Source organism: Chromatiales bacterium (assembly GCA_020445605.1).
GTDB lineage: Bacteria > Pseudomonadota > Gammaproteobacteria > JAGRGH01 > JAGRGH01 > JAGRGH01.
The window spans coordinates 38,392-53,884 of the sequence record JAGRGH010000059.1 but is presented as its reverse complement, the minus strand read 5'-3'; the positions used below and the strand labels follow the sequence as shown (position 1 = coordinate 53,884).

The following is a 15,493-nucleotide window of genomic DNA, read 5'->3' as shown; positions in this document are numbered from 1 at the left end:
ACGCCGCGATTGGGGCGCAGCGATGATGAAATCGCGCAGAAATCGCGGAGTCCGCGGCCCAAATATGCAGACAGCGTGGAGCTTTTCGCACTGATGTGATCGACTTGGCAACTTCGCGCTAGGCTTGTCGCGTGGCCATGCAACTGTCCCTGCGCAAGAAGCTGTTCGGCGGCATTCTGCTGTCCAACGCACTGATCATCGTGCTGGTCGCACTGCTCGCGCAGTGGAACCTGCGGCGTGACTTCGAGGCGTTTCTGTTTCAGCAGGAGTCGCGCCACCTGCCCGTCGTGGCCGAGGAACTCGCGCGGCTGTATGCGGCCGGCGACGGCTGGCTGATCGTGGTGCGGCGCCCGCATATCTGGCACGGCGTGCTGGAGGCCCTGGGCAGCGGCCGCACCGACCGGCTGGAACTGCGCGTACCGCATGCCCCGCCCTGGCCCGGCGGCGGACCGCCACCCTACCCCGGACCGTCCAGACCGGACCCTCAGCCCCCGCATCCCCAGTCCGGCGAACTCCCTGACGCAAGTGAGCCGTCGCGGCGCTTTCGACTCGATCATCCGCCCCGGCCGCGGTTCCTCGACCACGACGGCGGCCCGCCGCCCGGCGGGTTCCCGCCGCACCGCCCGCCGCCGCGCGGACGACCGGACTGGCGCGATCCGCGACCATCCGGCCCCGGCGACACCGGATTGCGAAACGCAGCGCCGGCCGACCCTGGCCTATTGAAGGTGCAATGGCGTCCGGACGACGCCCCCGCCCCGGACTGGGCCCCGCCGCCCGTCCCGCCGCCACAGGTCAGTGACCACCCGGACGCGCGCGGTCTCAGCGCCCGCCTGCAGTTGCTGGACGCGGATCGCCAACGACTGCTCGGCCCGGATCGCCCCGCGGACACCCGTGCAGTCGAGCAGGCCATCGCGCTCGCCGGCAAGACCGTTGGCTGGTTGGTGCTGCATCCGTTCGACTCGCTCGACGACGAACTCGCGGAGGAATACGAGTCGACCCAGCGGCGCAACCTGTGGATCATCGCCGCGTTGGCATTCCTGGCCACGAGCCTGATCGCGACCCTGCTGGCCGATCATCTGCTGCGCCGTCTCGCGCCGGTGTCCACGGGCGCACGCCGGCTCGCCGGCGGTCACTACGACGTGGAACTGGACACGCGCGGCGGTGACGAACTCGCGCGCCTGGCAATGGATTTCAACCGCCTCGCCGCGACGCTGCGCGAGACCGAATACACCCGCCAGCAGTGGGTTGCCGACATCGCGCACGAGCTGCGCACGCCGCTGGCGGTGCTGCGCGCCCAGCTCGAGGCCGTCCAGGACGGCGTGCGCACCAACGATGCCGGCGCCGTGCAGACGCTGCTCGACGAGGTCCATCGGCTGTCGCGACTGGTCGGCGACCTCTATCAGCTTTCCATGTCCGACCTCGGCGCGGTCGACTACCGGATGCAGCCGGTCGACCTCGCCGCGCTGCTCGCCGACGCGCTGGATCGCTTCGACGAGCGCCTCGCGCAGGCCGAAATCACGCTGCATGCGGACGGCGAACACTGGCCGGCCGTCACAATCGAGGGCGACGCCACGCGGCTCGACCAGCTGTTCACGAATCTGCTTGAGAACAGCGCCCGCTATACCGATGCCGGTGGCCGGCTGGAGATCGAACTACAGGCATTCCCGGGTTTCGCGCGCATCGCGTTTCGCGACTCCGCGCCCGGGGTTCCCACCGACGCATTGCCGCGACTGTTCGACCGGCTCTACCGCGTCGAGCGTTCGCGTTCGCGCGCGCACGGCGGATCCGGCCTCGGACTCGCGATCGCGCGCAACATCGTCTTCGCGCACGGCGGTACGATCCGCGCCGCGGCCTCGGCGCTCGGTGGCGTCGAGATCATCATCGAGCTACCACGCGCCGGCGCGGTCCACCGACCGGATTCCGCCCAATGACCGCGAATGGGTCCACGGCACGCATCCTGATCGTCGAAGACGAGCACAAGCTCGCCCAGATACTCGACGAATACCTGGTCATGGCCGGCTTCCGCTGCGAGCAGATGCACACCGGCAGCGGCGTGATCGAACGCGCGCGGACCAGCCCGCCCGCGCTGATCCTGCTCGACCTCATGCTGCCCGGTGTCGACGGGCTGACGATCTGCCGCGAGATTCGCGCGTTCAGCAGCGTACCGATCATCATGGTCACCGCACGCGTCGAGGAGATCGACCGGCTGCTGGGGCTGGAACTCGGCGCGGACGATTACATCTGCAAACCCTACAGCCCGCGCGAGGTCGTCGCGCGCGTGAAGGCCGTGCTCCGTCGCGCCGCAACGCCGGGCGCCCCGGACCGCGTTGCGGTAATCGACGGACTCGGCATCGACCGCGAGCGATTCAGCGCCAGCCTGGACGGTGAAAAGCTCGACCTCACGCGCGTGGAATTTCGCCTGCTCGAGGCGCTCGCCGAGATCCCGGGCCGGGTGCTGAGTCGCGCACAGCTGCTCGATCGAATCTACGATGACCACCGCGTCGTTGCCGACCGCACCGTCGACAGTCACATCAAGAACCTGCGCCGCAAGCTCGACGCGATCCGCCCCGCTGCGCCGCTGATCGGCTCGGTCTACGGCGTCGGCTACCGCATCGAAACCTGATCGCCGGCCCCGGCCCGAACCACTGCGCGGCCAATGCGGCTGATGCGCAAGTCCAAGCGGCCCGGTATGCTTTTGCGGTGATCATCCAAGCATCCACTACGCCCCGGCGCGCGCCGCAGCCACAGGTCGAGATCGCCAAGGCGGGGGTCGACGACCTCGACCGCATCGTCGAGATCGAGAACGCCAGCTTCGCGCTCGATCGCCTGTCGCGCCGCAGCCTGCGCTACCTGCTGACGCGCGCCCATGCGGACACCCTGGTGGCCCGCCTGGATGGCGTCATCGCCGGCTACGCCACGGTGCTCTACCGCAGTGCGACCTCGCTCGCGCGGCTGTATTCCATCGCCACCGATCCCGACTGGCGCGGTCATGGCGCAGGCGCGCGCCTGATCGAGGCCGCCGAGGCCGCGGCGATGGGTCGTGGCGCGGTGGAAATGCGTCTGGAAGTGCACCCGAAAAATGACCGCGCGATTGGACTTTATCGCGCCCACGGCTACACGCATTTCGACGACCTGCCCGACTACTACGAGGATCACGCCACCGCGCTGCGTTTCCAGAAGGTGCTGCACCCGCCGGACGCCCCACGCGCGCTCGGCGTGCCGTACTACGAGCAGACCCTGGATTTCACCTGCGGACCGGCGGCGTTGATGATGGCAATGTCCGCGCTGGACCCCGATCTCGAACTCGACCGCATGCTCGAGCTTCGACTGTGGCGCGAGGCAACGACCATTTTCATGACGACCGGCCATGGCGGCTGCGGCCCGATGGGGCTGGCGCTCGCGGCCGTGCATCGCGGCTTCGGCGTCGAGGTCTGGATTCGCTCACCCGGCACCCTGTTCGTGGACTCCGTGCGCAACGACGACAAAAAGGAAGTCATGCGCATCGTGCAGACGGACATGGAAAACGAACTCGCACAGGCCGGCGTGCCGATTCGCTACATGCACATCGGCATCGGCGACATCCGCGATGCCATCGACCGCGGCGCGATGGTACTGCTGCTGATTTCGTCCTGGCGTCTGTATGAAGAGCGCTTCCCGCACTGGGTCGTCGTCACCGGCTTTGGCGATCGACACGTCAGCATCCACGATCCATATGTCGACTACGAACGCAACCGCAGCGTGAGCGATTCGGTCAACCTGCCGATTCCGATCGAAGAATTCGCCCGCATGCTGCGCTACGGCCGTGCCGATCAACAGGCCGCCGTGATCATTTACCCATCCGTGAAGGAGAACTGAACCGATGGCACGCCCGATCGTCGTCATTGAACGACACTCGGATTGGCCGGACCCGCCGGCCGGAATCAACTGCATGTCAGCAAAGGACTATCTGACCTCGACCGAACTCGCGGCGAGCACCGATATCCAGATCATCAATCTGAGCCGCAACATGCGCTATCAGGGCATCGGCTACTACACCTCGCTGCTGGCCGAGGCACGTGGCCACCGCGTGCTGCCGTCGGTCGCGACCATGCTGACGTTGACCAACCGGCGCATCTACGACCTGGAACTGGATGACCTCGACGAACTCGTTGAACGTGCGGTCGGCCGCGCACACCGCGGCAAGGACGCCGATCGCTTCACGCTCGACGTGTTCTTCGGCCAGTGCCCGCAAAGCGAACTCGAGGACCTCGCACGGCAGCTGTTCGAAGCCCTGCCCGCGCCACTGCTGCAAGTGGAGTTCCGCCGTTCGCCCGGCTGGCAGATTCAGAGCGTACGGGCGATTGCCGTGCACAAGCTCAGCGCCCCGCAGCGCGCGGCGTTCGATCATGCATTGCAGAAATTCCTGCGCCGGCGCCGCGACAAGGCACGCCCGCGCGCCAGCTATCGCTACGACATGGCGATCCTGCACAACCCGAAAGACCCAATGCCTCCGACCGACAAGGGCACGATGAAGCACTTCATCCGCGCCGGGCGCCAGCAGGGTCTGGACGTGGAACTCATCGAGCCGCGCGATTATGGTCGACTGGCCGAATACGACGCGCTGTTCATCCGCGACACCACGCGTATCGATCACTACACCTACCGCTTCGCACGCAAGGCGGAATCGGAAGACATGGTGGTAATCGATGACCCGACCTCGATCCTGCGCTGCACCAACAAGGTGTTCCTCGACGAGCTGCTGTCGGCCAACGGGGTTCCGCGGCCGCGCTCGCGCATTCTCTACAAGAGCGATGGCGCACGCGTGGTGCGTCAAGTCGAGTCGGGCTTCGGTTATCCAGTCGTTCTGAAGCTGCCGGACAGCGCATTTTCCGCGGGCGTGTTCAAGGCGTCAAATGCCGCGGAACTGAAGGCCATCACCGACCAGTTGTTCCAGCGCTCGGACCTGATCCTCGCCCAGGAATGGCTGTACACCGAGTTCGACTGGCGCGTCGGCATCCTGAACCGCACGCCGCTGTATGTCTGCCAGTACTTCATGTCCAAACGGCACTGGCAGATCATCAAGCATCGCGACGACGGCGCCGTGCAGCAGGGCGGCTACAAGGCATGGCAGGTCGGCGATGCACCACCCACGGTCGTCGCCGCTGCGCTGAGCGCCGCGAACCTCATTGGCGACGGGCTTTACGGCGTGGACGTCAAGGAAACCGCCGACGGCGTGTATGTCATCGAGGTCAACGACAACCCCAGCATCGAGTCCAGTGTCGAGGACGGCATCCTCAAGGGTGAGTTGTACAACGTCATCATGCGCGAGTTTGTGCGCAGGCTTGACTTGCGCACCCTGCCGCATTGACGTGTCGGCAGGCGACGCTTTGCACCGAACCCCGCAAGATCGCCGGCAACACGCTCTTGGCTGACGATCTGGTTTGGCGGCGACCATCGACAAATGAGCCATGAAAAACATTCTCAGTGACTTTGCACAGAAGAACGAAGAACTCATTTCCGAGCACGGACCTTGGACCGCCCATGATGTCTATCTCGGCGATGGCGTTTACACGCTTCCTACCCGGAATGAAAACTTTCCGTTCAGGCTGAAGAAGATTCTTCAAGCTACGTTCGACATTTGTAACGCATCTCCCGCCGACCTAACAGTTCTGGATCTAGGGTCCCTTGAGGGCGGTGTCGGGATCGAATTTGCCAGGCATGGTTGCAAAGTAACGTCGATCGAGGGACGCATGGCAAATCTGCGCAAAGGGGAACTGGCCAAAGAAATGCTCTCTCTTGGGAACATTTCTTTTTATCTCGATGATGTTCTCAATGTGTCAACAGAAAGGTACGGTAAGTTTGACGTAATTCTCTGCTTGGGCCTGCTTTATCACATCGACTCCAGCAAACTCTTCGGATTCGTGCAAAATCTACAACGCATGTGTGATCGAGTGGTCATTTTTGACACACATATTTCCACTGAAGATGACAACATTGAAGAGATTTACCACAACGGCCGACAGTACTCTGGCGCCCACAGAATGGAACATGCCCCAAACGCTACCGATGTCGAAAAGCACAAACAGAAATGGGCCTCGCTGCACAATAATTTTTCATTCTGGCCGACTTTTTCGTCCTTGACCAACATGCTGGCGGATGTCGATTTCACATCTATTCTTGAAATACATCACCCATACCATATTTCGTACAAGAATCGTCTGATGCTAGCTGCCATATGCGGCACAAGTCGTTCTCCGCATTTTCCGGAAGAGACCCTAAACACCGTTAATCTCGCGAGGCGTCCGGAGCAAATTTCGGCGCCGCAGAGCACATGGGGCATGGCAGGAAACCGGAGCAAAGGGCTCGTTACGCGGACCTTATTAAACCTATATCGCCGGATGAAGGGAAGGCAATAGGGCGCAGAGTCAGCAAACTGAACCTGAAGATCCGTCGACTCGATTGCGGCTGCGACGGTTCGCGTGGAACGTGTAGCGGAGGTCTGACGAACGAACGCCGCGCATGCGACGAAACAACGGTTCCGCTCTCCATCAGCATCGCGCCAATTGGCAACACCATCCTTCGCCTACGGAGGCATGATCACGGTTCCGCAAGCCGTTCACCGGAGACGAGGTTTGCGTGTCCAATCCTTCGGCCGACCGATCCCTTCAGCCAGCAAAGGCCATTGCCCTGGCCAAGCGAAGCATGCGGCTTTGTGTGCGTATAGGCGCGACAGCCAGCATTGTCGAGGCAAGCCTGTCGGCAACGGGCCTGTATCTGCCAGACATCCCTGAAACTCAGAACGTCTATATCCCCGCCGGGCAGATCCACATTGTTATAGGTTTGAAATCGGCTATCCAGTTCTTGCAATTTTGCATCGGTGAAGGACTTGTCCGCGACATCGATGACTTTTTCCCTGTCCTGATAGATGCACCAAAAATAATCGCCGCCTGCCCAGACCCTGCCGGACTCGGTGTACTGCGCCAGGAATCTCGCATCATGGTAGAGCACGGCGGAGCCCGGCACGCTGGGGCTGCTGCAACTGTTCCGATTTGAAATGATGATGACGTAACGGGGCTTTTTGCTGAAAAAGTAGTTCGCATACCCGGCGCCGATCTTGCGCGTGTATCCACCGGGAAGCTCGGCGATATCCCTGGTGACGAGCCCCAGAAGGTCCAACACCGGATAGTTGGTACGGTAGCCAACCTCGCCAATATCCCCGAGGGCAATAGTGCCTTCCACACGATCCCGGCCGAACGCATTCTCCTGTGCTTCAAACCATTTTGCCGTGCGCTGCGCATGAAGATCCCATTCCGCCTCGGCAGTCCGGAACACCGCCGCGTCGCTCTGATACTGACCGATCATCTGTAACGCAACGACCAGGACAAACGAAACTGCGCCATAAAGCAGAGCTGGAACTCGGGAGTCAAGCAACCCCCGAAGTGCCGCATCGCTCAGCAATGCCAGAAGCGGCAACACCGGGACAAAAAAGCGAAACAATGGCATCCAGTCGCCGCCAACCAGCACGAAATATGCGCATGGGTATACCGTCAAAAGTGCAAGCGCAAGGAGCCGTCGATTGTTTTCGGTGAATGCAACAACCAAGCCGAATAGCGCCGACAGCGCCAACAACCCCTCATGGACGAAGAAGTTGCTTACATAATCAAGACCAGCATTGAATTGTTGTGTGATGTCGCCGGTCTTCGCATGCAGCGTGTTCGGCAACCACTCGCCGTAATAGTTGGAGCGCCAGATTGCCTGGGCCAACAACGGAACCAGGAACACCCCGCCACGCAACAGGTTTCGCCGGCCAAACATCGCCGCGGGCAATAGAACTGCCGTTATCACGCACAGACCCACCAGGACGACGCCCGGCAACAGCGCCCCGGCGCTCGATGTTTCACCAAGGTGGAGCGTCCACGGCACCAGTCCCGCAATGAGACACAGCGCAATCGTGAGGACCTTGAGACGCAGATCCGGTTTCGACAGCACGGCCATGCGCGCACCCCCTAGAACGCCTTTGCCGGTCATGCCAAGCATCAGCAAGCCCAAAAACATGGGGGCTTCCGGGCGAGTGAGGCCGGCCGCTGCAAAAATCAGCGCTGAACCGACAACCGATAATTCCTGCTCCTGCTCCTCAAAGAAGCGGTGTGTGCCGGCCAGAATCAGACCGGCGAACATCGCCGACTCGATACCCTGAACCGCATAGCCGGTAAAAACCAGGCTTCCGGCGACTATCCAGGTCGCGACAACTGGCGCTCGTTCCAGCGGCTTGATGCGAACGGCCAACTGGTAGGTGAAATAGAGTGCGACAAACGCAAATGCCGCGCCCAACAGTTTGGAAAACAATTCAACGTCAATACCGATCTTGATGGCCAGCGCCAGCAGCAACGTCCACAGCAGATTGGTGTAACCCTCGACATACTCGCCGGTGTTATAGACCAGGCCGTGCCCGTCGGCGAGGTTGCGCGCGTAACGAAAGGAAATATAGGCATCGTCAACCGTGAACGACTGGAAGCTCGCCATGCAGATGGCGGCAAGAATTGCGGGCAAACCGAGCCCAATCAGGAGGTGACTACGCGCTGTGCTGACCATCTCCCCTGCCCGACTCGATCAGCCAGCCGCGCTCGCGCCAATCATGACCGCGACGCGGTGCCACGAATCCGCGGGGTCGGCGACGTAAACGACAGTCTCTCGGCTGTCGACGTCAATCGTCACGGACAGGTCTATGACCTCTAACCGAACGGCGGTGGTCAGCCGGGCCGCGCCAACGACCTCGTCGCGTACCGGATCGATCCGAGCGCCTTGCCACATTGCCGCGTTTTATCCCAACTAACGCCGTCTGCCAGCGACCAATTTATCTTGTAGTTCGCGCAGCTCATCCCACCTTCCAGCCGCCGCCAATGCAGCCTGCTCAGCCCATGTCGCCGGATCGGCCACATTGAAGGCCGCGCCACCGCCCAATAGGACATCGCGCAGCCGCGATGGATCCGCGTTTGAAAGATCGGCATAAGAGCTTACTCCCGCTGTTTGTAACAGCGCGGAAATTTTCGGACCGATTCCTTCGATTTTCGTCAGATCATCTCGTCTTGGCTCCGGCGCGCCGCCTGCCATTTCCCTAGCGGTCTTTTCCAGAAGGCCCATGAATTCCATTGCTTCGTAGTGCCTGCCCGCTTCAAAGTTACTGTGCACCGGTGCGAGGGGCACGAACAAGTCATGATCGTGGCCAACCCCCTTGAACCACACCGCGATGACATAGCAGGCCGGCGCGCGCAATAGATTGACCTCGTAGTCCTTTTCTACTACCGCGTCATGTTCATGTATTTGCTCATAAAGCGCGACGAAGTTGTCCACATGGCTGCCCCGGTTAATCAGGTGAAAGCTATGTGTAGCGTTGTCTTCATCTACGCCTATTTCAGCGACGTGAGTCTGATTGTCTTCTCCGCGAAAAACGTATCTCCACGCGGAAAGTTGAGCCGCCCCCAAACCTTTCCCCGAGAGCAGGTCATCACTACCAATGTAGTACACCTTATGTGGAGTAAGCGCCGAAGGGTCATTGGCATCCAGCCGAGCCCCTGCCAGGCTTTCCTGCAAAACCACAAAACTTTGTGCCGGTGCGGTTGAATTTTTCAGTGCCATGTGGATTCTCCGCGGTTAGGCGTGTGGCTGTGTGAGGTAATAATCCGTAACGACACCATTCTGGTATTTGTAGTCTTTTCCCGTTAGGTCCTTATAACTCATCAGACTGATCCCAAAAAAAGGATCATCCAAGACGACCATGTCATTGGATTTTGAAAAAAAGCCGATCAGCACAAGAAAGTGCCCTGATTTATTCTTGTATTCTATTCTTATGCCTACGGGTCGCCACCGTTGAATCTGTTCCTTGAATCCATCGAAAGACAGGGATGGTTGGCATTTGGACAAGATTCCAAGCTTACTCAATGCCTCATCCAGGTAGTACCAGAACCCGCATTCGGCCTTGGGATCGCAACAGGACCCCCCCTCCTCCAATTCATACTCTTTGTCCGGATTTTGGCTTTTTTTCGGGATTCTCTTTTTCCTGACTGGATCCCTCATCAAATCCGTCGCCAACCCGCATTGAGTCACGGTGGACAACGGGTTGTAGAAATTGTCTATCGAGGTGGAAACACCTGACCAGCACCACTGATCGGTATGCTGGTATTGCGTATATAACGGTAGAACCATCGGAAGACTCTCCGAAACGATTTTCTGATCTTTCGGAACATGGTTCTTCCAATGTGACAAGTCCTCACAGGTGTCCGTGCCAGTGCCATTTAACTCCCAAAATCCGATGCAATTTTGGCTGTTGAAGACAGATTCTTTATTTTCAGGATAGAGAATATGGTTTGTATGATTTATTACCGTTTTTGCATCCAACGCGGTGTCCCATATCGCCACCTTCCGGACTACTCCGCCGTACTCTTCTGAAATAGGGCCTGGAAACAGTTTGCCGATATTGAGCTGGTTGTTAGTTTTTACATCAATTGGCCCATTGGTGGCCGATTGACCCACCAGGTTTCCATTGAGATACAGTTTGCACACGCCATTTCCATCCCTGACGGCGGTTACATTGTGGGAAAGCTCCTTAAAAACATCACCGGCCGTCCGTATTTCCCACGCCCCACTTTGCCAAGGCTTGTCAATGTACCGGCTATCGATTGGCGCTCGAACCTCACAACTGTTTCCATCGGCGCCTTTTAGCGAAAACACCACCAAGCAATCGTCATCCGCGTTGTTGGTCGATCCATCCGGAATGATTGACAATTCCCAGCCTGCGTTGTTTTCCGTCTCGTGCGTCGTCATGCAGGACACGATATTTCCAGTTGCTATCACATTACGCCTCTTCAACTCGCCGCGAACAAAGGAGCTTCTTATAACGCGGCTCGTAACGACGGCCATTACAGTAAACGGTGATTTCTGAAATCCATATCTGGACGGTATGGCGTACGTTGGAAGCTCTACTTTTCGAATGACGTTGTGCAGTGTGTCGGCGATATACAGGTTTCCGCGACTGTCCAGTGCAATACGACTTGGTCGGCCCAGCGACGCTTTATCGGCTTGCCCACTGTCTCCGGTATTTTCACTCTTGCCATTTCCAGCGATTGTGCTGATCTTGCCCTCACGGTCAATCATGCGAACGCGGTAGTTCCCTGTGTCTGCAATGTAGAGCGTGTCGTCTCTGTCTAAGGCGATACCCCAGGGTGTTTTGAGCTTGGCCGCAGTGGCGAGCCCACCATCTCCAGAAAAGCCCCAAGTGGGCGTGTCGTCCGCCATTTCCAGTCCTGCGACACGACTGATGTTACCTTTCGCGTCTACCTTCCGGATGCAGTGATTACCGGTGTCCGCAATAAACAGATTGTCCTGACTATCAATGGCAATGCAGGCCGGGTGAAACAATTCCGCCTTTGTCGCCGGCCCGCCGTCGCCACGAGAACCGGCGGTATGTTTTCCAGCATAGGTGCTGACTTTCCCGGTCTTTCCATCCAGCTTTCGTATCCTGTGATTGCAGGTGTCCGCTATATAAAGATTGTCGTTGCTGTCAAAGGCGATGCTCATCGGGAAGTTCAGCCTGGCTTTATCGCCTTTTTCATCGTCGCCGGCGAAACTGCCATAGAACTGCTCTACCTCATCCTGCACACCCGTGCCCACATAGGTTGAAATCCTGCTGTTTAGTAGTTCGACTTTGCGAACGTTATTCAGGGTCAGGTCGGAAAAGTACACGCTACCGGCGCTGTCAAAAGCGATTCCCAGCGGGGCGCCAATTTGGGCATCATGAGCAGCCCCTCCGTTGCCGGTATAACCGATCACACCCGTCCCCGCGAATCGACTGACGTTGCCGTTGCGACTCACTTTGAGGATTCTGGACACCCCGTCTGTGACATACAGATTGTCATTTTTGTCGATCGCGATTCCATTCAAGTTGATGACATCTTTCCTGTCCTTGAGCACTGTTGAAATCATCGCAGGCGCAACACGCATCATGAATCTCCATCATTGCCTTGTTAACCAATCAAGTAACCGAGCGAGCGAGACTTAACAGATTGTTGAAAAAGGCCCATCCATGGCCTTTTCAACATCGCAACCGAAAAGCGCGGTTTTTGGTTGCTCACGAAAATCAAATACTTGCGTGTTCAATTTTCGAGCGAGACGTCCATGTCTCGCGATATCAGGCTGTTGAAATGGGAATTTCAACAGCATGTTAATGGCTGCATTTAGTTCGAACCACTCTCGGCGGCGACTCCAGCTCGACCCAACGTTACCGGGATCACTTTTCAGGCCGATTTAACCAGCTACAATCAAGCAGACGCAACCGAAGTCTGAAAAAAGCCCGTTGGAGAGTCCCTGGCTTGTGCCACCCAAGCCGTAGCGTGGGTTCAAGCGCACTCCGCGTTGACCTGGACTCAGCCAGCCGCGCTCGTGCCGGTCATGACCTCGATACGGTGCCGCCATTCTTTCGGGCCGGTGACGTGTACTGAAATACCACGACTGTCGACCGCGACGGTCACCGGCATGTCCTTCACCTCGAATTCGTAGATCGCTTCCATGCCGAGGTCGGCGAACGCAACGGTGCGCGCCGCGCGGATCGCCTGCGAGACGAGAAACGCGGCACCGCCAACCGCCATCAGGTAAACGGCGCCGTGCTCGCGAATGGACTCTACCGCCGCCGGGCCGCGTTCGGCCTTGCCGACCATGCCAATCAGACCGGTTCGGCCGAGCATCATGTCTGTGAACTTGTCCATGCGCGTTGCCGTGGTCGGTCCGGCGGGCCCGACGACTTCATCGCGCACCGGGTCGACAGGGCCAACGTAATAGATAAAACGGTTGGTGAAGTCCACGCCCTCGGGCAGGCCCTGACCGCTGTCGAGCAGCTCCTTGATGCGCTTGTGCGCGGCATCACGGCCGGTCAGGAGCTTGCCGGACAGCAGCAGGCGTTCACCGGGCCGCCAGCCCTGTACGTCCTCGCGCGTGACGGTATCGAGATTCACGCGCCGTGCATCGTCGCTCGGCGCCCAGCCGACGTCGGGCCAGTCATCCAGACTCGGCGGTGTGAGCAGGGCCGGTCCGCTTCCGTCCAGCGTGAATTCCACATGCCGTGTCGCCGCACAGTTCGGGATCATCCCGACCGGCAGGCTCGCGGCGTGTGTCGGATATTCACGAATCTTCACGTCCACGACGGTCGTGAGCCCGCCGAGCCCCTGCGCACCGATCCCGAGCCGGTTCACGCGCTCGAAGATCTCCAGACGCAGTTCCTCGACCAGCGTACTCGGCCCGCGCGCCATCAGCTCGTGCATGTCGATCGGCTCCATCAGCGCCTCCTTCGCGAGCACCATGGCCTTCTCCGCGGTACCACCGATGCCGATGCCGAGCATGCCGGGCGGACACCAGCCCGCCCCCATCGTCGGGACGGTCTTCTCGACCCAGTCCGCAATGGAGTCCGACGGGTTCAGCACCACGAACTTCGACTTGTTCTCGGAGCCCCCGCCCTTCGCCGCGAGCGCGACTTCAAGATGATCGCCCGGCACGAGTTCGGTGTGGATGATCGCCGGGGTGTTGTCGCGGGTGTTCGCCCGCCGGCCGAACGCGGGGCTGACCACCGAGGCGCGCAGCGTGTTGTCGGGGTGGGTGTAGCCGCGCCGCACGCCCTCGTTGATCATCTCGGCCAGCGAGCGACGGCCCTCGAAGCGCAGGTTCATGCCGACCTTGAGAAACACGACCACGATGCCGGTGTCCTGGCAGATCGGCCGGTGGCCGGCCGCGCACATCCGCGAGTTCAGCAGAATCTGTGCCAGCGCGTCCTTTGCGGCCGGGGACTGTTCCGCGGCCCAGGCCCGGCCGATGGCCTGGATGAAGTCGCGCGGGTGGTAGTAGGAAATGAACTGCAGGGCGTCGGCGACGCTCTGGATCAAGTCGTCTTCGCGGATCGTGGTGGTCATGCTGGCGGTCTGTCTGGCAGGTTCACGGGGCGGGAGGTCCGGTGGTCTTGTGCAATGCCAAAATCATAGCCTGCCCGCGGCCGATTGCACGCGGCATCATCGATTCCGACGCGCCTCGCGTCCCCGCGTCAACCGAAACGCGATACCCCGTCACGCCTTTTGTGCAAGAATCGCCCGCAAAGGACCGGCGCACCGCAGCGCAGAGCACAGCGGTCGCGACCGGCGCCATTCCGCCAACTCAAACTCCGGCCAGACTCACACAGGGGACATCATGAGCGTAGCCGCCCAGACCGAAATTCCCGACGATTCCGTTTCGTATTCCTTCAAGCTCGACGCCCACGATCCATACGAGGCCGCCGGCCTGCTCGAGGCCCTGCCTGATCCCGTCGTCGTCAAGGTACTGAGCGGACAGCCCGCCGAACGCACGCAGGCAATTCTGGACAACTTCGCGCGCAAGCGGCGCGAGGCAATCGTCGCTGCCCTTCCCGTCGGCTTCGTCGAACGCGAGTGGCTGGAGAGCGCCTTTCCCGAAAGCAGCGTCGGCCGGCTCATGGCGCCGGCGATCGCGCAGTTTTCCCCCGACATGACCGTGGCCGACGCGGTCAGCGAAATGCGCGGCATGCTGAACAAGGGTTTCTTCAGCTACGGCTATGTCGTCGACACCGAGGGTCGACTGCTCGGCGCGCTGGTGATGCGCGACATGCTGCTGGCCTCACCCGATGCGAAGCTCGAAGACATCATGATCCGCAAGCCGTTCTCGCTGCGCCCGGAAATGCCGCTGGTGGATGCCATGAAGGTCGTGCTCGACCGGCATTACCCTGATTACCCGGTCGTCGACGAGGCGGGTCATCTGCTCGGCGTCGTGCGTGGCGAGACGCTGTTCAAGGCGCAGACCGTCGAGATCAGCGCCCAGGCCGGCAGCATGGTCGGTGTCGACAAAGAAGAACGCATCAACACGATCTGGGGTCGCTGTTTCAAACTGCGCCATCCGTGGTTGCAGCTGAACCTGTTCACGGCCTTCCTGGCGGGCGCCGTGGTCGGCATCTTCCAGGACACGATCGACAAGATCGTCGTGCTCGCGGCGTTCCTGCCCGTGCTCGCGGGTCAGGCCGGCAACACGGGCTGCCAGTCGCTCGCAGTCACCCTGCGCGGCCTCACGCTGGGCGAACTCAAGGGCGGTGGCATTGCGAAACTGATCAGCAAGGAGGCCTGGCTGGGGCTGCTAAACGGCGGGCTGGTTGGTGTCACGGCTGCGATCGGCATGTTCATCTTTGCGAACATGCAGGGCGATGAACGCGCGCTGACGCTATCCATCATCGTGTTCCTGGCGATGATCGGCAGCTGCGTGATCAGCGGCGTGTTCGGCGCGCTGGTCCCCGTAGTGCTGCGCAGGTTGGGCACCGACCCCGCAACGGCATCAAGCATCTTCGTGACAACCGCGACGGACGTCGCAAGCCTGAGTCTGCTGCTCGGCATCGCAACAATCATTCTGCTGTAAACAGACCTGCGGGCGGGATGCCGGCGCCAACCGGCATCCCGCAGTCCGCCCGCTGCGCGCTCGT

General features: G+C 60.4%; 11 protein-coding genes. 6 read left to right on the top strand and 5 right to left on the bottom strand.

Annotated elements, in window-relative coordinates:
* Positions 1–137: 137 nt before the first annotated feature.
* The 5 genes from KDG50_15065 (at position 138) to KDG50_15045 (ending at position 6,395) form a co-directional block, all read left to right on the top strand.
* Positions 138–1,931, top strand: a complete 1,794-nt coding sequence (locus KDG50_15065) for a HAMP domain-containing protein (GenBank protein MCB1866737.1) — start codon at positions 138–140, stop codon at positions 1,929–1,931.
* Positions 1,928–2,623, top strand: a complete 696-nt coding sequence (locus tag KDG50_15060) for a response regulator (protein MCB1866736.1) — start codon at positions 1,928–1,930, stop codon at positions 2,621–2,623. The genes KDG50_15065 and KDG50_15060 overlap by 4 nt, the downstream gene beginning before the upstream one ends.
* A gap of 83 nt (positions 2,624–2,706) precedes the next feature.
* Positions 2,707–3,855 (top strand): peptidase C39 family protein, encoded by a 1,149-nt coding sequence (locus KDG50_15055; protein ID MCB1866735.1) that lies wholly within the window; start codon positions 2,707–2,709, stop codon positions 3,853–3,855.
* Positions 3,856–3,859: 4 nt separating this feature from the next.
* Positions 3,860–5,347, top strand: a complete 1,488-nt coding sequence (locus KDG50_15050; protein MCB1866734.1) for a RimK family protein — start codon at positions 3,860–3,862, stop codon at positions 5,345–5,347.
* 100 nt (positions 5,348–5,447) lie between these two features.
* Entirely contained in the window at positions 5,448–6,395 is a 948-nt protein-coding gene (locus KDG50_15045; protein ID MCB1866733.1) for a class I SAM-dependent methyltransferase, read from the top strand.
* A 181-nt stretch (positions 6,396–6,576) separates the two neighbouring features.
* Here the strand turns inward: KDG50_15045 and KDG50_15040 are convergent, their stop codons facing one another.
* From KDG50_15040 to KDG50_15020, 5 genes are all read right to left on the bottom strand, one after another.
* A complete protein-coding gene (locus KDG50_15040; protein MCB1866732.1) occupies positions 6,577–8,571 on the bottom strand; it encodes a hypothetical protein in 1,995 nt (664 codons plus the stop codon).
* Positions 8,572–8,589: 18 nt separating this feature from the next.
* Positions 8,590–8,790 carry a hypothetical protein gene (locus KDG50_15035; GenBank protein MCB1866731.1) on the bottom strand — a complete coding sequence of 67 codons (201 nt, stop codon included), beginning with the start codon at positions 8,788–8,790 and terminating at the stop codon, positions 8,590–8,592.
* Positions 8,791–8,808: 18 nt separating this feature from the next.
* The gene (locus KDG50_15030) at positions 8,809–9,615 is read right to left on the bottom strand and encodes a hypothetical protein (protein MCB1866730.1); all 807 of its coding nucleotides are present in this window, start codon (positions 9,613–9,615) and stop codon (positions 8,809–8,811) included.
* A gap of 15 nt (positions 9,616–9,630) precedes the next feature.
* Positions 9,631–11,976, bottom strand: a complete 2,346-nt coding sequence (locus tag KDG50_15025; GenBank protein ID MCB1866729.1) for a hypothetical protein — start codon at positions 11,974–11,976, stop codon at positions 9,631–9,633.
* Between the two features lie 422 nt (positions 11,977–12,398).
* Complete coding sequence (locus KDG50_15020; GenBank protein ID MCB1866728.1) at positions 12,399–13,931, bottom strand: fumarate hydratase; 1,533 nt, start codon at positions 13,929–13,931, stop codon at positions 12,399–12,401.
* Between the two features lie 271 nt (positions 13,932–14,202).
* On the opposite strand from KDG50_15020, the gene KDG50_15015 reads away from it, so the two are divergent.
* Positions 14,203–15,429: a magnesium transporter gene (locus KDG50_15015; protein ID MCB1866727.1), complete on the top strand. Its 1,227-nt coding sequence runs from the start codon at positions 14,203–14,205 to the stop codon at positions 15,427–15,429.
* The last annotated feature ends 64 nt before the right edge of the window (positions 15,430–15,493 follow it).

What these genes read in the sequence shown, in the direction of transcription:
- KDG50_15040 (MCB1866732.1), bottom strand. Translation starts at nt 8,571, where the DNA reads ATGGTCAGCACAGCGCGTAGTCACCTCCTGATTGGGCTCGGTTTGCCC.
- KDG50_15065 (MCB1866737.1), top strand. Translation starts at nt 138, where the DNA reads ATGCAACTGTCCCTGCGCAAGAAGCTGTTCGGCGGCATTCTGCTGTCC.
- KDG50_15025 (MCB1866729.1), bottom strand. Translation starts at nt 11,976, where the DNA reads ATGCGTGTTGCGCCTGCGATGATTTCAACAGTGCTCAAGGACAGGAAA.
- KDG50_15020 (MCB1866728.1), bottom strand. Translation starts at nt 13,931, where the DNA reads ATGACCACCACGATCCGCGAAGACGACTTGATCCAGAGCGTCGCCGAC.
- KDG50_15035 (MCB1866731.1), bottom strand. Translation starts at nt 8,790, where the DNA reads ATGTGGCAAGGCGCTCGGATCGATCCGGTACGCGACGAGGTCGTTGGC.
- KDG50_15060 (MCB1866736.1), top strand. Translation starts at nt 1,928, where the DNA reads ATGACCGCGAATGGGTCCACGGCACGCATCCTGATCGTCGAAGACGAG.
- KDG50_15015 (MCB1866727.1), top strand. Translation starts at nt 14,203, where the DNA reads ATGAGCGTAGCCGCCCAGACCGAAATTCCCGACGATTCCGTTTCGTAT.
- KDG50_15050 (MCB1866734.1), top strand. Translation starts at nt 3,860, where the DNA reads ATGGCACGCCCGATCGTCGTCATTGAACGACACTCGGATTGGCCGGAC.
- KDG50_15030 (MCB1866730.1), bottom strand. Translation starts at nt 9,615, where the DNA reads ATGGCACTGAAAAATTCAACCGCACCGGCACAAAGTTTTGTGGTTTTG.
- KDG50_15045 (MCB1866733.1), top strand. Translation starts at nt 5,448, where the DNA reads ATGAAAAACATTCTCAGTGACTTTGCACAGAAGAACGAAGAACTCATT.